Source organism: Achromobacter ruhlandii (genome assembly GCF_902859695.1).
Taxonomy (GTDB): Bacteria; Pseudomonadota; Gammaproteobacteria; order Burkholderiales; family Burkholderiaceae_B; genus Achromobacter; species Achromobacter ruhlandii.
On record NZ_CADIJL010000002.1, the window covers coordinates 21,513 to 39,892 of the forward strand.

Genomic DNA, 18,380 nt, shown 5'->3' on the forward strand with positions numbered 1-18,380 from the left:
TGCGGCAGCCGCCAGGCGTTGTTCAAGAAGAAAAGGAAAAATCGATGTCCGACCAAGCACCTGGATCTGGTGAAGAGAAGTACGCGTCACCGACGATCTCGCGCAAGCGCAAGAGCCGGATTTCATGGATCTGGCTGGTGCCCGTCGTCGCGGCGCTGATGGGCCTGTCGCTGGTGGTGCGCACCTGGATGCAGGCCGGCCCTGACTTGTCGATCGAGTTCAACACGGCCGAGGGGCTGGAGGTCGGCAAGACCCAGCTGCGCTACAAGGACGTGAATGTCGGCACGGTCAGGTCGATCGGCTTCAACGCCGACCGCAGCAAGGTGGTGGTGCAGGCCGAGCTGTCCAAGGACGTGGCGGACCTGGCGCGCGAGGGCACCAATTTCTGGGTGGTGCGCCCGCGCCTGGACGTCAGCGGCGTGTCCGGCCTGGGCACCCTGTTGTCCGGCGCCTACATCGGCGTGGACGCGGTCGAGGGCAAGGACTCGTCCAAGAAGGCGACCAAGCTGCACTTCGTCGGCCTGGAAACCCCGCCCGCCGTGACGCACGATCGCGCCGGAAAACGCTTCAAGCTGAGGGCCGCGGACCTGGGGTCGCTGGATATCGGGTCGCCGGTGTATTTCCGCCGCATCAACGTCGGCCGCGTGATCGGTTACGCACTGGACAAGACCGGCAATGCCGTCAACGTCGAGGTATTCGTCGACGCGCCCAACGACAAGTTCGTGACCAACGGTACCCGCTTCTGGAACGCCAGCGGCGTGGATTTCAGCGTCAACGCCGAGGGCCTGAAGGTGCGGACCCAGTCGCTGGTGTCGATGGCCGTGGGCGGCGTGGCGTTCGAGCCGGTCTACAGCGCGCGTGACGCCAACACGCCGGCGGCGGCCGATTCGCATTTCGAGCTATACGCCACCGAGGCGGCCGCCAAGGCCAACCCCGACGGCGAAGCCTTCCCGATCCGCATGCGCTTCGATCAGTCGATCCGCGGCCTGGCCGTGGGCGCGGCGATCGACTTCTCGGGCATCACGCTGGGCAACGTCACGCAGATCAACATGGACTTCGATCCCGTCAGCAAGCGCTTCTTCGCGCTGGTGGACGCGACGCTGTATCCGGAACGCCTGGGCCGTGTCTACGACGAAGTGCGCGAACACGCCATCAAGGACGGCGACGAGGCCGGCGGGCGCCTGCTGGGCATCATGATCAAGCATGGCCTGCGCGCCCAGTTGCGCACCGCCAACCTGTTGACCGGCCAGTTGTACGTGGTGCTGGACGAGTTCCCCAACGTCAAGCCGGTGGAATTCAAGATGACCACGCCGGCGATGATCCCGACCGTGCCGGGGCAGCTCGATCAGCTGCAGCAGCAGGTCAGCAATATCGTCGCCAAGATCGACAAGATTCCGTTCGACAAGATCGGCGAGGACCTGCGCACCACGCTGGCCAGCACGTCCAAGCTGATGAACCGCCTGGACAAGCAGGTGGCGCCCGAGGCGCAAGGCGTGCTCAAGCAGGCGCGCGAGTCCATGGCCAGCCTCAACGCCCTGGTGGCGTCGGATGCGTCGTTGCCGGTCAATGCCGAGAAGGCCATGCAGGAACTGAGCCGCGCTGCCCGCTCGCTGCGCGCGTTGGCGGATTTCCTGCAGTCCAACCCCGAAGCGCTGTTGCGCGGCCGCGGCCAGGACCCGATTCCGGGCGCCGGCCCCGTCAGGAACTGAACCCATGACCCGACTCCGTTTCCGCCCCTTCCCGACCTCCCGACCCGGCCCGTTCGGGCGCGGCCTGGCGCTGTTGGCGCTGCCGCTGCTGCTGGCCGCCTGCGCCTCGTCGCCGCCCGTGCATTACTACACGCTGCAAGGGCCGGCGCCCCAGCCCCCGGCCGTGCCGCGCGCCGCCGCGCCGTTCCTGCTGGAAGTGCAGGGCGTCAATGTGGCGGCCCAGGCCGACCAGCCGCAATTGATGGTCCGCACCGGCGACGGCAGCGTGGCGGCGATGTATTCCGAGCGCTGGAGTTCGCCCTTGGGGGACGAGATCCGCGGTGCGCTGTCCGACGCGCTCAAGCACGACCTGGGCGCGCTGGACGTGCAGGTGGTCAAGCCCGCGCCCACCGCGCCGGTCTGGCGGGTGCAGACCGACGTGCAGCGGTTTGACCTGGTGTCCGGCAGCATGGCGCAACTGGACGCCACCTGGCGGGTGCGGCCGGTCAATCTCAAGGGCAACGGCCTGCTGTGCCGCAGCGTCGTCACCGAAACCGTGTCCGGGGCCGGCATCCCCGCGCTGGTCGCCGCGCAGCAGCGCGCGGTGGCGGCGCTGGCGGGCGCCATGGCGTCCGCCATCCGCGGGCAGACGCCCGATAGCAACGGCGCGGTGCGGATGCTGGGCTGCTCGCCGCTGCCCGACGCCGACAAGTCATAAAAAGGGACGGGCAGGGCGCCAAAACCTGCCGCGATCTCAATCGGTTAACTCTAGGGTTAACCTTAATACAAACCCGGTTGCAACCTGACTAGCATACGGTCCTACCGATGCCGGGCCCCCCTGCGGGCCCGGTGTGACCTTTGCCATGCGACAGGAAGCAATCTCTTATGGCCAGCACCACCCTCGGCGTCAAGGTCGATGACGCGCTACGCGACCGCCTGAAGGCCGCCGCGCAAAAACTCAATTGCACGCCGCACTGGCTGCACAAGCAGGCGATCCTTGCCTACCTGGACAAGATCGAGCGCGGCCACCTGCCCGCCGAAATGTCCCACCTGGGCGGGGAAGAGGGGGGCGACGAAGAGAGCGGCGAGCAGCAAGCCGCCGCCACGCCGCCGTTCTACGAATTCGGCCAGGACGTGCAACCGCAATCGGTGCTGCGCGCCGCCATTACCGCCGCCTACCGCCGCCCCGAGCCGGAATGCGTGCCGCTGCTGCTGGGCCAGGCGCGCATGCCCAACCTGGAAAAAGTGCATGCGATGGCCACTGACCTGGTCAAGAAGCTGCGCGGCAAGCGCACCGGTGGCGGGGTGGAAGGGCTTATCCAGGAATTCTCGCTGTCGAGCCAGGAAGGCGTGGCGCTGATGTGCCTGGCCGAGGCGCTGCTGCGCATTCCCGACCGCGCCACGCGCGACGCGCTGATCCGCGACAAGGTCGCGCGCGGCGACTGGAAGTCGCACATGGGCGGCTCGCAATCGTTGTTCGTCAACGCCGCCACCTGGGGCCTGATGATCACCGGCAAGCTGGTGGCCGTGAGCAGCGAGCAGTCGCTGTCCAAGGCGCTGACGCGCCTGATTGGCAAGGGCGGCGAACCGCTGGTGCGCAAGGGCGTGAACATCGCCATGCGCATGATGGGCGAGCAGTTCGTGTCGGGCCAGACCATTTCCGAGGCGCTGGCCAACAACCGCAAGATGGAAAGCCGCGGCTTCCGCTATTCGTACGACATGCTGGGCGAAGCGGCTACCACGGCCGAGGACGCCGACCGCTATTACGCCTCGTACGAACAGGCCATCCACGCCATTGGCAAGGCCGCCGCTGGCCGCGGCATCTATGAAGGCCCCGGCATCTCCATCAAGCTGTCGGCGCTGCATCCGCGCTATTCGCGCGCCCAGCGCGAACGCGTCATGGCCGAGCTGCTGCCGCGCGTGAAGGCGCTGACCATCCTGGCGCGCAGCTACGACATCGGCCTGAACATCGATGCCGAGGAAGCCGACCGCCTGGAGATTTCGCTGGATCTGCTGGAGGCGCTGTGCTTCACGCCCGAGCTGGAGGGCTGGAACGGCATCGGCTTCGTCATCCAGGCCTACCAGAAGCGCGCGCCATTCGTGATCGACTACGTGATCGACCTGGCCCGCCGCAGCCGCCACCGTGTGATGGTGCGCCTGGTCAAGGGCGCCTACTGGGACAGCGAGATCAAGCGCGCCCAGGTCGACGGCCTGGAGGGCTATCCGGTCTACACCCGCAAGGTCTACACCGACGTGGCCTACCTGGCCTGCGCCCGCAAGCTGCTGGGCGCGCCGGAAGCCGTGTACCCGCAGTTCGCCACCCACAACGCCTACACGCTGTCGGCGATCTACCAACTGGCCGGCCAGAACTACTACCCGGGCCAGTATGAATTCCAGTGCCTGCATGGCATGGGCGAGCCGCTGTACGACGAAGTGGTCGGACCGCTGGCGCAGGGCAAGCTGAACCGCCCCTGCCGCATCTACGCGCCGGTCGGCACGCACGAAACGCTGCTGGCCTACCTGGTGCGCCGCCTGCTGGAAAACGGCGCCAACACCTCGTTCGTCAACCTGATCGGCGACGAGAGCATCCCGGTCGAGACGCTGGTGGCCGATCCGGTCGAGGCCGCCTCGCGCATCGTGCCGCTGGGCGCGCCGCACGAGAAGATCCCGCTGCCGCGCGAGTTGTACGGCAGCGCGCAGCAGGGCGCGCGCGCCAACTCCGCCGGCCTGGACCTGAGCAACGAACATCGCCTGGGCTCGTTGTCGGCCGCGCTGCTGACCAGCGCCGCCACGCCCTGGCGCGCCGGTCCGATGCTGGGCGAAGGCGACGGCGCCTGGGACGCGGCGCGCGCCATCGAGGTGCGCAATCCCGCCAACCTGCGCGACGTGGTCGGCCATGTCATCGAAGCCAATGGCGAGGAAGCCGAGGCCGCCCTGCGCGCCGCCGCCAATGCCGCGCCCATCTGGCAATCGACCCCGGTGGCCGAGCGCGCGCAATGCCTGCGCCGCGCCGCGCAATTGCTGGAGGAGCAGATGCAGACCCTGCTGGGCCTGATCGTGCGCGAGGCCGGCAAGTCGCTGCCCAACGCCATCGCCGAAGTGCGCGAGGCGGTGGACTTCCTGCGCTACTACGCCGACCAGGCCGACCGCGAGTTCAGCAACGACACCCATCGTCCGCTCGGGACGGTGCTGTGCATCAGCCCCTGGAATTTCCCGCTGGCCATTTTCACCGGCCAGGTCGCGGCCGCGCTGGCGGCCGGCAATACCGTGCTGGCCAAGCCCGCCGAGCAGACGCCGCTGATCGCGGCGCAGGCGGTGGCGATCCTGCGCGCCGCCGGCGTGCCGGCTGGCGCCGTCCAACTGCTGCCCGGCCGCGGCGAAACCGTGGGCGCGCAACTGGTGGCCAGCCCTGGCGTGCGCGGCGTGATGTTCACCGGCTCGACCGACGTGGCGCGCATCATCGCGCGCACGCTGGCCGACCGCCTGGACGACGACGGCCACACCATTCCGCTGATCGCCGAGACCGGCGGCCAGAACGCCATGGTGGTCGACTCGTCCGCGTTGGCCGAGCAAGTGGTATTCGACGTCCTCAGCTCGGCCTTCGATTCGGCCGGCCAGCGCTGTTCCGCGCTGCGCGTGCTGTGCGTGCAGGAAGACAATGCCGATCACGTTCTGACCATGCTGCGCGGCGCCATGCGCGAGCTCAGCGTGGGCAATCCCGACCGCCTGTCGGTCGACGTCGGCCCGGTCATCGATACGGAGGCGCGCAACAATATCCAGCGCCACATCGATGCGATGCGCACGGCCGGCCACCGCGTGGACCAGGTCGAACTGAATGGCGAATGCCGCCACGGCACCTTCGTGGCGCCCACCATCATCGAGATCGACCACATCAGCGAGCTGACGCGCGAGGTGTTCGGTCCGGTGCTGCACGTGGTGCGCTACGCCCGCGACGAACTGGACGGGCTGCTGGACGCCATCAACGGCACCGGCTATGGCCTGACCTTCGGCGTGCATACCCGCATCGACGAGACCATCGCCCACGTGACGGGACAGGTCCATGCCGGCAATGTCTACGTCAACCGCAACATCGTCGGCGCGGTGGTCGGCGTGCAGCCGTTCGGCGGCGAGTGCCTGTCGGGCACCGGTCCCAAGGCTGGCGGCCCGCTATATATGTACCGCCTGCTGGGCACGCGCCCCGAGGGGTTGCCGCCGGCGCTGGACGCGGCCGCGCCGTTGCCGCAGCGCATTGCATTGCCGGGTCCCACGGGCGAGACCAACACCTATATGGTCGAGCCGCGCGGCGCGGTCTATTGTGTGGCGGCCACGGAGGCCGGCGCGCGTGCCCAATGGGCGGCGGCGCGGCTGACCGGCAACCACGCCTGGTTCGCCGACACGCCGGCGGCGCACGCGCTGCTGGCCACGCTGGATGCCGAGCAGCAGGGCCAGGCGGGCATCCTGGCGGATGCCGAGGTCGACCAGGCCGACTATCATGCGGTGCTGTTCGAGGGCGACGGCGACACGCTGCGCGCCCTGAATCAGCGCATCGCGCAGCGGCCGGGCGCGATCCTGGCGGTGCACGGGCTGACCTCGGACGCCTTGGCGGCCGGCGCCGCGTATGTGCCGGAACGCCTGCTCACCGAACGTTCCATCAGCGTCAATACGGCCGCGGCCGGCGGCAATGCCAGCCTCATGACCATCGGTTGAACGTGACCGAGGGGTAACCCTTGGGAAACCAAGGGTTATCTCCAATATCTCGCGAGGTTGCACTGGAAGCAAAATCCGGTCGCACCTGAAGTTCGATTGTGGCAACCCGGCAATCGCACTCAAATAGATCACCTGGCCCAAAAGCCCAGGTATAACAAAGCCACATCCGACATACCGGAGGATTCCCATGAAGTTTCGCACCACTTTGAAGCTTGTCGCCGCCAGCATCGCCGCCGTCGGCATGGCCGCCGCCGCGCAGGCCGCCGACGTCAAGTTCGGCTTTGCCGCGCCCCTGACCGGTCCCCAGTCGCACTACGGCGAGGACATGCAGAACGGCCTGAACCTGGCCCTGGAAGAAGCCAACAAGAAGGGCATCAAGGTCGACGGCCAGCCCGCCAAGTTCGTGCTGGTGTCGCGCGATGACCAGGCCGATCCGCGCGTCGGCGTGCAGGTGGCGCAGCAACTGGTCGACGAGAACGTCGTCGGCATCCTGGGCCACTTCAACTCCGGCACCACGATCCCCGCCTCGCGCGTCTACCACGAAGCCGGCCTGCCGCAGATCGCCATGGCCACGTCGCCCGAGTACACCAAGCAGGGCTACGAAACCACCTTCCGCATGATGACCAGCGACACCCAGCAGGGCGCCGCGGTCGGCAAGTTCATGGTGCAGAGCCTGAAGGCCAAGAAGGTCGCCATCATCGATGACCGCACCGCCTACGGCCAGGGCCTGGCCGACGAGGTCGAGAAGGCCGTCAAGGCCGCTGGCGGCCAGGTGGTGCGCCGCGAGTACACGACCGACAAGGCCAACGACTTCACGGCCATCCTGACCAACATCAAGGGCTCGGCGCCCGACGCCATCTTCTACGGCGGCCTGGACGCCCAGTCCGGCCCGATGAAGCGCCAGTTGGCCACGTTGGGCCTGAAGTCGCCGCTGGTTTCGGGCGAAATGACCCGCAGCGACACCTTCATCAAGCTGGCCGGCGACGCCGCCGACGGCACCTTTGCCTCGCTGGCCGGCGTGCCGCTGGACAAGATGGCCGCGGGCAAGGACTTCGAAAAGCGCTACCAAGAGCGCTTCAAGAAGGCCCCCGGCGTCTACGCGCCCTACGCCTATGACGGCGCCTGGAACATGATCGCCGCGATCGAAGCGGCCGGCTCGGCCAAGCCCGAGAAGTACCTGCCGGAACTGGCCAAGCTGAACCGCAAGGGCGCGACCAGCGAGCACATCGCCTACGACAAGAACGGCGACCTGAAGGAAATCTCCGTCACCATCTACGAAGTCAAGAATGGCAAGTGGGAGATGGTTGAAACGATGGTCAGCCAGGCCAACTAAGGCTGCCTGATCCGGCCAGGACGCGGCGCCGCCGCGCCTGGCCAACTTGATTGACCCCGCGCGCGCCGCCGGGCGCGGCGGCGATTTGCGCGAAGGCGGCCCCAGGGGCCGCGCCGCATCCGATCCTCGCGCGATTTTTCCAGGCTTATTTCCACGGCCCCTATGGATATCTTCATTCAACAACTGATTAACGGCGTCACGCTCGGCAGCGTGTACGCCCTGGTCGCCCTTGGCTACACCATGGTGTACGGCATCATCGGGCTGATCAACTTCGCGCATGGCGACGTCGTCATGATCGGCGCGATGGCGGCCACCACGATCGCCATCTCGCTGGTCGGCGGCGACCCGTCCGCGTCCGCCTTCATGGTGCTGGGCCTGGGCCTGCTGGTGTCCGTGCCGCTGTGCATGGCCGTCGGCTGGACCGCCGAGCGCGTGGCCTACCGGCCGCTGCGCCGCGCGCCGCGCCTGGCCGCCCTGATCACCGCCATCGGCGTGTCCATCATCCTGCAGAACGTGGCGATGATGGGCTGGGGCCGCAACTACCTGAACTTCCCGCAGGTGCTGTCGCCGCGGGTGTTCGAGATCTTCGGCGCGCGCATGAGCACGCTGCAGATCGCCATCGTCGCGATCGCCGCGCTCATCATGGGCGGGCTGCTGGCCGTGGTGCACAAGACGCGCCTGGGCACCGCCATGCGCGCCACCGCGCAGAACCGCGAGGTGGCCGGCCTGATGGGCGTGAACATCAACACCGTGATCTCGGCGGCGTTCCTGATCGGCTCGGCGCTGGCCGCCGTGGCCGGCATGATGGTTGCCACCTACTACGGCGTGTCGCAATACACCATGGGCTTCATGCTGGGCCTGAAGGCCTTCACGGCCGCGGTGCTGGGTGGTATCGGCAACCTGGTCGGCGCCATGGCGGGCGGCCTGCTGCTGGGTATCATCGAATCGCTGGGCGCCGGCTACATCGGCGACCTGACCGGCGGCTTCCTGGGCAGCCACTACCAGGATGTGTTCGCGTTCTTCGTGCTGGTGCTGGTGCTGATTTTCCGTCCGTCCGGCCTGCTGGGCGAGCGTGTGGGGGACCGCGCATGAGCACCACCCTGAAACACAGCGGGCTGTCGACCCGCAACCTGATCGGCATCGCGCTGATCGGCATCGTGCTGGCGGTGCTGCCGTTCGTGATCGGCATGGCCGGCCAGAGCTGGGTCCGCATCCTGAACTTCGCGCTGCTGTACGTGATGCTGTCGCTGGGCCTGAACATCGTGGTGGGCTTCGCTGGCCTGCTGGACCTGGGCTACATCGCGTTCTACGCGGTGGGCGCCTACACCTGGGCGCTGCTGGCCTCGCCACACTTCGGGCTGCATCTGCCGTTCTGGGCGATCCTGCCGATCGCGCTGGCGGTGGCGTGCCTGTTCGGCGTGCTGCTGGGGGCGCCGACGCTCAAGTTGCGCGGCGACTACCTGGCCATCGTGACGCTGGGCTTCGGTGAGATCATCCGCATCTTCCTGAACAACCTGAACGCGCCGGTCAACATCACCAACGGCCCGCAGGGCATTAACCGCATCGATACCTTCAAGGTGGGCGAGTTCGCCTTTGGCCGCACCGAGAGCCTGCTGGGCCTCCGCGTGACCGGGCCGGAGAAGTACTACTACCTGCTGCTGGCGCTGACGCTGATCATCATCCTGGTGTGCGTGCGCCTGCAGAACTCGCGCATCGGCCGCGCCTGGGAAGCCATCCGCGAAGACGAGATCGCCGCCAAGGCCATGGGCATCAACACCCGCAACATCAAGCTGCTGGCCTTCGCCATGGGCGCCTCGTTCGGCGGCGTGGCGGGCGCGCTGTTCGCGTCGATGCAGGGCTTCGTCAGCCCCGAGAGCTTCTCGCTGATGGAATCGATCTCGATCCTGTGCATGGTGGTGCTGGGCGGCATGGGCCACATCCCGGGCGTGATCCTGGGCGCGCTGATCCTGGCCGCGCTGCCGGAATTCCTGCGCGCGGTGGTCGAGCCGGTGCAGCAGATGGTGTTCGGCGCGGTGGTGCTGGATCCCGAGGGCATCCGCATGCTGCTGTTCGGCCTGGCGATGGTGTGCGTGATGCTGTTCCGTCCCGCCGGCCTGTGGCCGTCGGCCGTGCGCAAGCGCGAACTGTCGACCAAGACCCAGGGAGGCGCGGCATGAGCAAACTGCTGCAAGCCCAGGGACTGGGCAAACGCTTCGGCGGCCTGCAGGCCTTGTCGGATGTCAGCTTCGACATCGAGCAGGGCGAGATCTACGGCCTGATCGGCCCCAACGGCGCCGGCAAGACCACGCTGTTCAACGTGCTCACGGGCCTCTACATCCCGGAAGACGGCAGCTGCACCTTCAACGGCGCCTCGATGTCGGGCAAGAAGCCGCACGAGGTGGCGCACGCCGGTCTGGCGCGCACCTTCCAGAACATCCGCCTGTTCGCCAACCTGAGCGCGATCGAGAACGTCATGATCGGCCGCCACATGCGCACCCGCGCCGGCGTGCTGGGCGCGGTGTTCCGCACCCGCGGCACCCGCGCCGAGGAAGCCGCCATCGAGGCCCGCGCCCAGGAGCTGCTGGACTACGTCGGCATCGGCCACCGCGCCAACGATGTGGCGCGTTCGCTGCCCTACGGCGACCAGCGCCGCCTGGAAATCGCGCGCGCCTTGGCCACCGATCCCAAGCTGCTGGCGCTGGACGAGCCGGCCGCCGGCATGAACGCCTCGGAAACCGTGGTGCTGCGCAAGCTGATCGAGAAGATCCGCGACGACGGCGTCACGGTGCTGCTGATCGAGCACGACATGAAGCTGGTCATGGGCCTGTGCGATCGCGTGCTGGTGCTGGAATACGGCAAGGTGCTGGCCATGGGCAAACCCGCCCAGGTGCAGCGCGACCCCAAGGTCATTGAGGCGTATCTGGGCGCGGGCGCCGCCCAGGATCCGCTGATTCATCAGGAGCGCCCGGCATGACGACGGCAAGCAAACCCCTACTGGAACTGCGCGGCCTGCAGGTCGCGTACGGCGGCATCCGCGCGGTGCGCGGCATCGACCTGCGCGTGGACGAAGGCGAACTGGTGTGCCTGATCGGCGCCAACGGCGCCGGCAAGAGCACGACCCTGCGCGCCATCTGCGGCCTGGTGCCGCTGGCCGGCGGCGAAGTGGTCTACGGCGGCCAGTCCATCGGCGGCCAGAAGTCGCACGAGCTGGTGCGCCAGGGCCTGGTGATGGTGCCCGAGGGCCGCGGCATCTTCGGCCAGCTCACCATCGAGGAAAACCTGGCGATGGGCGCCTACATCCGGCGCGACGCCGCGCAGGTGCGGCAGGACACCGACCGCGTGTTCACGCTGTTCCCGCGCCTGGCCGAGCGCCGCAAGCAGGCGGCCGGCACGCTTTCGGGCGGCGAGCAGCAGATGGTGGCGATGGGCCGCGCGATGATCGCGCGTCCGAAGCTGCTGTTGCTGGACGAACCCTCGATGGGACTGGCGCCGCTGATGGTCGAGAAGGTCTTTGAAGTGGTGCGCACCATCGCCAGCGAAGGTGTGACGATCCTCTTGATCGAGCAGAACGCCCGCCTGGCGCTGGAGAACAGCCATCGCGGCTACGTGATGGAGTCCGGCGAGATCACCCTGTCGGGGCCGGCGCGCGACATGCTGCACGACCCCAAGGTGCGCGCCGCGTACCTGGGGGAAGTGGAAGAGGCGTAGGCCCGTCCATTTGCCGCAATGAAAAAGCCCGGCCATGCCGGGCTTTTTTCATGCGCGTCGGGCTCAGCCGGTCTGGCGCTTGAGGAAGCCCTCGATCAGGGCGGCGAAGGCGGGCGGACATTCCTGCATCGGGTAATGGCCGCAATGCGCAATGACGTGCAGCGTCGCGTTGGGATGCCAGGCCAGGAAGCTGCCTTGCATCGCTTGCGCGTCGATTCCCGGGTCTCGATCGCCGACTACGACCAGGAACGGCGTCTCGATTCCACGCACGGCGTCGACGAAGTCCGCCGTCACCAGCATGTCGAGGTACTTGCGCCGGCAGGCGGGCGCCACGGTCGCGCGGTTGTGGCGGACCTTGGCGTCGGCCCAGCCGTCGGACAGGCCGCTGGAGACATGCCGGAACAGCCGCCGCAAGGCCTCGTCGTCTTCGGTGGTGCTGGCGAAGAACGCCAGGGCCTCCGGCCCCAGGCGGTTGCCGGCGGCGGAGACGGGGCATACCGCGATGGCGCTGGCGATGCGTGACGGCGCGTCCGCCGCCAGGCGTTGCGTGATCATGCCAGTCATCGAATGGCCGACGATGTGGAACCGCTGCCAGCCGAGCCGGTCCGCGAGCGCGAGGCAGTCGGCGGCGATTTCCTCGACCGTGCAGGCGCCGGTCAGCGCGATGGATTGGCCGTAGCCGCGCAGGTCGGCGAACACGTAGGTGAAGGCCTGGCCGTCGAGCCAGGGCATGACGGCATCGTAGCTGCCGTGGTCGCCGAGCCAGTCGTGCAGGACCAGCACGGGGATCGGGCCGTGGCCCAGGCGCGCATAGCCGAGACCGGCCGGCGAGCCGGGATGGATTTCAAGGGACGTCTTCATTCCAGGTTTCCTTGTGTGAGGGGAACGAAAACGAAACGCCCTCCCGGCGGACCGGGAGGGCGTTTTCAAAGCGCCGCCATCCTATCAAATCGGCGGCGCGGGCGTCAACGGGGCGGCGTCGCCGCCGGTGCGCTGGCGGGAAGGCCGGCTCAGGCCGGCAGCGGCACGGCCCGCTCGCGGCCGATCAGCAGCGCGATGATGGCGGCGATCAGGCCGGTGGCGCCGGCCGCGACGAAGGCCATCAGGTAGCTGCCTTGCGACTGGCGCACCACGCCCGCCATCCAGGCCGCGCTGGCCGCGCCCAGCTGGTGGCCGGCAACGATCCAGCCGAACACGATGGGCGCCTCCCGGTCGCCGAAGGCTTCGGTGGCCAGGCGCAGCGTGGGCGGCACGGTGGCGATCCAGTCCAGGCCGAAGAACACCGCGAAGATCGCCAGGCTGTAGAACGAGAAGTCGGAGTAGGGCAGGTAGATCAGCGCCAGGCCGCGCAGTCCGTAATAGACGAACAGCAGCTTGCGCGGATCGTAGCGGTCGGTCAGCCAGCCGGAGGCGGTGGTGCCGAACAGGTCGAAGATGCCCATGATCGCCAGCAGGCCGGCCGCCTGCACTTCGGGCATGCCATGGTCGCCGCAGAGCGCGATCAGGTGCGTGCCGACCAGGCCGTTGGTGGTGAAACCGCAGATGAAGAAGGTGGCGAACAGGAACCAGAAGGTGCGGGTCTTGGCGGCGCGGCCCAGGGCGCCGAAGGTGGCGGCGATCATGCCGGTGCGCGGCGCGACGGGCGCGGGCGGCGCATGCGGATCGCTGCCGAACGGCACCAGGCCGACGCTGGCGGGGCGGTCGGGCACCAGCCACCAGGCCAGCGGCACCAGCGCGGCGGCGGCGCCGGCCACGGTCCACACCACCCGGGTCCAGTCGCCCGACGACGCCAGCGCCGCCAGCAGCGGCAGGAAGATCAGCGTGCCGGTGGCGGTGCTGGCCGTCAGCAGGCCCATCATCAGGCCGCGATGCTTGCTGAACCAGCGGTTGACCACGGTCGCGCCCATGACCACGGCGACCGCGCCCGAGCCGATGCCCGAGAACACGCCCCACGTCATCAGCAGGTGCCACGGCTGGGTCATATAGGCGCTGATGGCGCTGGAGGCGGCCATCAACGACAGGGCGGCGATCAGCACGCGGCGCAGGCCGAAGCGTTCCATGGCGGCCGCGGCGAACGGCCCGACCAGGCCATACAGGAAGATGCCGACGGCGGCGGCGAATGAGGTGGTGCCGCGGTTCCAGCCGAAGCTTTCCTCCAGCGGCACCAGCAGCACGCTGGGCGAGGAGCGCAGGCCGGCCGATACCAGCAGGGCCAGGAACACGACCGCGACCACGACGAACGCGTACTTCTGGCCGGCGCGGCGGAAAGGGATGGGGGGTTGGGCTATACTCATGTTACTGACCGGTACGTAATTTGGTTTGCGAATAGTACGTACCGGTTAGTAACATCGTCAAGAGGTATTTTTGACGTCCCTGTTTTCAGGGCGGTCGGCCTTGCCGGCCGGTCTCAGTGAGGAGTTCCAGTCATGGCCAGCAAATCCCCGGAGGGTGGCAAGACCGCCGCCGCCGATACGCCCGCGAAGCCGCTCCTGGCGGCCGATCGCATCCGCAAGACGGCGCGCGAGATGTTCTACCGCGACGGCATCCGGGCGGTGGGCGTGGACGCCATCGTCAACCAGGCCGGCGTCACCAAGCCCAGCCTGTACCGCAGCTTTTCGTCCAAGGACGAACTGGCCGCGGTCTACCTGCGCGACTACGACGCCGAGTTCTGGGGGCGCTTCAACGCCGCCTGCGACGCGCATCCCGGCGATCCCCAGGCGGGGTTGCGGGCCTATCTGTCGGGCCTGAGCGTGCGGGCGGTGCAGAACGGCTATCGCGGCTGCGGATTGACCAATGCCGCGGTGGAATATCCCGAGGCCGGCCATCCGGCCCGCGTGGTCGCGGTCGAGCACAAGGTCGAGCTGCGCCGGCGCCTGGCCGCCATGGCCGCCGAGATGGGCGCGCCCGATCCCGCCAAGCTGGGCGATGGGTTGTTGCTGCTGATCGAGGGCGCCTTCGTCTCCAGCCAGTTGTTCGGCGAGGGCGGTCCGGCCGCCCGGGTGGCCGACATGGCCGACCTGCTGATTGACGCACATCTCGGGCGGCGATAGGTTTTTTGCGCCGCACAATACTGGTGCCAGATGTGGTGCCGGATGCACCGTTATGGTGGTGTTTGTACCCATTCCGCAACGGCAAAAATAATGCTAGGCGTTTTTATTGCAACGCAGCATGCGCGGGTCTAAGATGGACTCGTGCTGTTCCCCCATCGCGCTTTCTCAAGGAGAGAATCATGAGCGATACCGCGTTGAAAAATGCCCGCATGTCGGATGCGCTGGAGCGGTCCCTGATCCGCGAGGCCATCAAGGCGGAAACCCTGTCCGGCCCGTTCTCGCGCATGGGCTGGCGTCGGCTGAAGCTGCGCCTGCGCCGGTTCGGCGGCGCTGTCGGCGAGGTGCTGCACGACATGGACGCCGGCCGCCGCCAGCATCCTGTGATTTCCGCCCACCGCTGAACCCGGGCCATGCGCCAGAAAAAAACGCCAGCGATTGCTGGCGTTTTTCATTGATGCGGGCATCATGGGATCCTGCCCTATGATTGCGTCTTGATCATTCATCGGGAGCCGTCATGGCGCGTCCGGATCTCAACCTGCTGTTGGCGTTGGATGCGTTGCTGGATGAGGGCAGTGTCATTGGCGCGGCGCGCCGCATGAACCTGAGCCCGCCGGCCATGAGCCGCACGCTGGGCCGCATCCGCGAAGCCCTGGGCGATCCGGTGTTCGTGCAGGTGGGCCGAAAGCTCATGCCAACGCCCAGGGCGCTCGCGCTGCGCGAGCAGGTGCGCGCGGCGCTCGATCAGGCCACCCAGGTGTTCGCGGCCGGCGCCGCGATCGACCTCAAATCCCTCGACCGGCGTTTCAACGTCCGCGCCACCGACGAGTTCGTCAGCGTTCATCTGGGGCAGTTGCTGGACGCCATGGCGACCGAGATGCCGCGCGCCACGCTGCGCTTTTCGCCGGAAGAGGACGACGTCGATGACGAAGCGCTGCGCAGCGGCCGCATCGATCTGTTCATCAGCGGGTCGCGCAAGCTTGGCCCGGAGATCCGCGTGCAGTCGCTGTTCACCACCACTTTTGTTGGCGTCGCCCGCGAGCATCACCCGATTTTCGACGATGAGATCACGCCCGAGCGCCTGACCCGTTGGGAGCACATCAACGTGTCGCGGCGCGGCAAGTCCGCGGCGCCGATCGACACCGCCCTGGAGGCGAACGGCCTGCGCCGTCATGTGGCCCTGGTCGTGTCGAGCCCCTACACGGCGCTGTTCGCGCTGCAGGATTCGGATCTGCTGCTGCCCTTGCCCCGCCACCTTGCCAGCGGCGCGCTTGCCGCGGGCCTGCGCATCCGCCTGTTCGACCTGCCGATGCCCCTGGAAACCGCGCTGTTGACGCAGGCCTGGCACCCGCGCCTGGAAGGCGACCCCGCGCATCAGTGGTTGCGGCAGACGATCCACGCCCTGTGCCGCGGCGAGGCGCGGCAGGGGCGCTGACCTCTCGCTGCGGGGGCGGGCGGCGCGCGTCGATAAGTGCGCCGAACGCAATCGTGGCCGTGCGATAAATTCACTTTTCCGCATGCATGGCGGTCTCTACAGTGGTGCGTCCGAATCACCATTGAAGAGTGTCATCGTGCGTTCAACGAACGTATCCGCCGCGGCGTCAGCCCGGCCGTACCCCAGCCTCCAGTCGCTCCGGGCAGGGGCGGTGCGCGGGCTGCGATACCTCGACCTGACGACGCCCCGCGCCACCTACGTGATGCGCTCGATCCTGGCGGCCTGGCTGGCGCTCGTCCTGGCCTTTCTGCTGGATCTGCACGCGCCCTACGCGGCGGCCTCCAGCGTGCTTCTCGTCATCAATCCGGTGCAGGGGGCGGTGATCGGCAAAGGCATATGGCGGGTGATCGGCACGCTGGTCGGCATGCTGGCCGCCTTCGTCCTGATGAGCGCCTTTGGCCAGATGCCCTGGTTGTTCCTGCTGGGGTTCGGCCTGTGGCTCGGGGCCTGCGTGGCCGCCATGACGTTACTGCGCCATTTCCGGGCCTATGGCGCGACGCTGGCGGGATACACCGTGGGGCTGGCGGCCTATGGCGCCATGCAGAATCCGCAGCTGACCTTCGATCAGGTGATGGGGCGGGGCGCGTCCGTGTTGATCGGTGTGGCGAGCCTGGGCGTGGTGTCGGCGCTGTTCAGCCGCCGCGGCGCACGCGGCCGCCTGACGGCCCAATTGCACCGGTTGGCGGCGTCCGCCGCCAGTGTCCTGGCGCAGGATATCCAGGCGCATCAAGGCGCGGGCCGGCAGGGCGGCAAGGCGCTGGATGCGGACAGGCGCGGCCTCATCGTCGACATCTACGCCGTGGATGACCTGCTGGCGCTGGGCAAGGCCGAGTCCGCCGACCTGGCGCGACGCGCCGCCGCGGTGCGGCGCGCCATGGTGTCCTTGTTTTCCGCGCTGGTCGGCGGCGTGGCGTCGATGCGGCTGGGCGATGCCAGCCTGCAGGCCCTGTCGGCCTTACAGCCGGCCTGGGAGCAGGCGTGGCGGCAAGCCAGCCAGGCGCTGGCGCGGGATCCGGGGCCCGGCGGATTGATGCTGGCGGCGCGGTCCCTGTCCGCGATGCGTGCGCAACTGGCGCAAACCCTGTCGGCGACAACGCCCGGCGATCCCCGGGCGCATGCCATCCTGATGATCGCGGGCGACCGGCTGATCGAGCAGCTCGACGAATACCTCGAGGTCCTCGATGGCATCGCGATTCTGCATCAGCCTGGGCTGCCGGCGGCGGCGCCGGTCCTGGTGCCGTTCCACCGCGACACGGGGGCCGCGCTGCAGAACGGCCTGCGCGCCTTGTTGACCGTGACGCTGGGCGGCGCCTTCTGGATCGCGACCGGCTGGTCGAACGGCAACCTGATGCTGGCGGGACTGGCGGCGGCCTGCGGGCTGCTGTCCACCGCGCCGAATCCGGCGCTCGGCGCCGTGGCCTTGATCCAGGGCACCGTCGCCGCCGTGGTGATGGCGTTCCTGTGCGCCTTTCTGGTCTTGCCCGAGGTCTCGGGGCTGCCGCTGCTGCTGGCGGTCCTGGCGCTGTTCTGGTTGCCCGGGGTCTATGCCAGCGCCATGCCCCGCTACGGATTGGCCGGCGTCGCCTATCTCGTCGCCTTCACGACGCTGGTGGCGACGGACAACCCCATGCGCTATGACGTCGTCTCGTTCCTGAATGGCGCGGTGGCCTGGATACTGGTGGCCTTTTTCACGCTGCTCGGGTTCCGGATCGTGCTGCCGCGCAATCCGTCACGCGACATGGCGCGCCTGCGCCTGGCCATTCGCGACGACGCGCTGGCCCTCTTGCAGGGCGGCCGCGCCGACGCGCGCGCGTGGCAATGGCGGCAGCAGCATCGCACGGCGCAACTCGGCGCGCTGCTCAGGACGCGGCCCGACGCGATGGACCGGGCCATCGCCGATGCCCTGGCCAGTATCCATCTCGGCCGGGAGCTGCTGCGCCTGCGCGAGGGATGGCGGCGGATGCCCGCGGACGCCAGGCCGCGCCGCCTGCTCGCGGTGGCGTTGCGCCACATGCGGCGACGGGCCGGCGATCCCCGGTTGGCCGCCAGGCATGCCCGCCGGGCGGCGCAGTCCCTGTCGCGCTTGCCGATGGCGGATTGCCTCCCGTCCGCCGACATCGGGCGATCGCGGGCCATGCTGCTCGATATCGCGGCGCTGCTCGAAGCGCACGCGGATTATTTTTCTCGACGCCCCGGGAGGCCCTTTCATGCTCAGTGAGTTCGCGGTGGCAGGCATCTACCTGCCGCCATTTTTCGTCTACGCGTGCGCGGCGCTGCCGCTCTATCTCGGCGTTCGCCTGGCGCTCGCGCGCAGCGGCGTGCTGCGCCGGGTCTGGCACCCCGGCCTGTTCGAGTTCGCCATTTCCCTTTGCCTCGTTTCGGTGTTGATTCTCTATGTCTGA

The 18,380-nt window shown here is 68.2% G+C and carries 15 protein-coding genes; 13 read left to right on the forward strand and 2 right to left on the reverse strand.

Features of this window, described 5'->3' with window-relative positions; translation table 11 throughout:
- Window positions 1-44: 44 nt before the first annotated feature.
- From HV742_RS02410 to HV742_RS02445, 8 genes are all read left to right on the forward strand, one after another.
- Entirely contained in the window at window positions 45-1,709 is a 1,665-nt protein-coding gene (locus tag HV742_RS02410) for a PqiB family protein (RefSeq protein WP_175144388.1), read from the forward strand.
- 4 nt (window positions 1,710-1,713) lie between these two features.
- Window positions 1,714-2,406 carry a PqiC family protein gene (locus HV742_RS02415; RefSeq protein WP_254600918.1) on the forward strand — a complete coding sequence of 231 codons (693 nt, stop codon included), beginning with the start codon at window positions 1,714-1,716 and terminating at the stop codon, window positions 2,404-2,406.
- 167 nt (window positions 2,407-2,573) lie between these two features.
- Window positions 2,574-6,395 (forward strand): trifunctional transcriptional regulator/proline dehydrogenase/L-glutamate gamma-semialdehyde dehydrogenase, encoded by a 3,822-nt coding sequence (gene putA, locus HV742_RS02420; protein ID WP_059271474.1) that lies wholly within the window; start codon window positions 2,574-2,576, stop codon window positions 6,393-6,395.
- A 187-nt stretch (window positions 6,396-6,582) separates the two neighbouring features.
- On the forward strand, window positions 6,583-7,728 hold the full coding sequence (locus HV742_RS02425) for a branched-chain amino acid ABC transporter substrate-binding protein (RefSeq protein WP_049073109.1): 1,146 nt from the start codon (window positions 6,583-6,585) through the stop codon (window positions 7,726-7,728).
- A 240-nt stretch (window positions 7,729-7,968) separates the two neighbouring features.
- A complete protein-coding gene (locus HV742_RS02430; protein WP_374700484.1) occupies window positions 7,969-8,820 on the forward strand; it encodes a branched-chain amino acid ABC transporter permease in 852 nt (283 codons plus the stop codon).
- Complete coding sequence (locus HV742_RS02435; protein WP_175144389.1) at window positions 8,817-9,905, forward strand: ABC transporter permease subunit; 1,089 nt, start codon at window positions 8,817-8,819, stop codon at window positions 9,903-9,905. Before HV742_RS02430 ends, HV742_RS02435 begins: the two co-directional genes overlap by 4 nt.
- Window positions 9,902-10,702 (forward strand): ABC transporter ATP-binding protein, encoded by an 801-nt coding sequence (locus HV742_RS02440; RefSeq protein ID WP_006383977.1) that lies wholly within the window; start codon window positions 9,902-9,904, stop codon window positions 10,700-10,702. Before HV742_RS02435 ends, HV742_RS02440 begins: the two co-directional genes overlap by 4 nt.
- On the forward strand, window positions 10,699-11,436 hold the full coding sequence (locus tag HV742_RS02445; RefSeq protein ID WP_054430083.1) for an ABC transporter ATP-binding protein: 738 nt from the start codon (window positions 10,699-10,701) through the stop codon (window positions 11,434-11,436). Before HV742_RS02440 ends, HV742_RS02445 begins: the two co-directional genes overlap by 4 nt.
- 63 nt (window positions 11,437-11,499) lie before the next feature.
- On the opposite strand, the gene HV742_RS02450 is transcribed toward HV742_RS02445, so the two are convergent.
- Both HV742_RS02450 and HV742_RS02455 read right to left on the reverse strand, forming a co-directional pair.
- A complete protein-coding gene (locus HV742_RS02450; protein ID WP_059271472.1) occupies window positions 11,500-12,297 on the reverse strand; it encodes an alpha/beta fold hydrolase in 798 nt (265 codons plus the stop codon).
- Window positions 12,298-12,446: 149 nt separating this feature from the next.
- Complete coding sequence (locus HV742_RS02455; RefSeq protein WP_059271470.1) at window positions 12,447-13,730, reverse strand: MFS transporter; 1,284 nt, start codon at window positions 13,728-13,730, stop codon at window positions 12,447-12,449.
- A gap of 132 nt (window positions 13,731-13,862) precedes the next feature.
- Here HV742_RS02455 and HV742_RS02460 point away from each other — a divergent pair, with 132 nt between their 5' ends.
- The 5 genes from HV742_RS02460 (at window position 13,863) to HV742_RS02480 (ending at window position 18,380) form a co-directional block, all read left to right on the forward strand.
- Entirely contained in the window at window positions 13,863-14,486 is a 624-nt protein-coding gene (locus HV742_RS02460; protein ID WP_100509206.1) for a TetR/AcrR family transcriptional regulator, read from the forward strand.
- 179 nt (window positions 14,487-14,665) lie between these two features.
- Window positions 14,666-14,887, forward strand: coding sequence for a hypothetical protein (locus HV742_RS02465; RefSeq protein WP_054415856.1), 222 nt, complete (start codon window positions 14,666-14,668; stop codon window positions 14,885-14,887).
- A gap of 113 nt (window positions 14,888-15,000) precedes the next feature.
- A complete protein-coding gene (locus tag HV742_RS02470) occupies window positions 15,001-15,918 on the forward strand; it encodes a LysR family transcriptional regulator (RefSeq protein WP_175144390.1) in 918 nt (305 codons plus the stop codon).
- Between the two features lie 82 nt (window positions 15,919-16,000).
- Window positions 16,001-18,196: an FUSC family protein gene (locus HV742_RS02475; RefSeq protein ID WP_254600920.1), complete on the forward strand. Its 2,196-nt coding sequence runs from the start codon at window positions 16,001-16,003 to the stop codon at window positions 18,194-18,196.
- Complete coding sequence (locus tag HV742_RS02480; RefSeq protein ID WP_049073118.1) at window positions 18,186-18,380, forward strand: DUF1656 domain-containing protein; 195 nt, start codon at window positions 18,186-18,188, stop codon at window positions 18,378-18,380. Before HV742_RS02475 ends, HV742_RS02480 begins: the two co-directional genes overlap by 11 nt.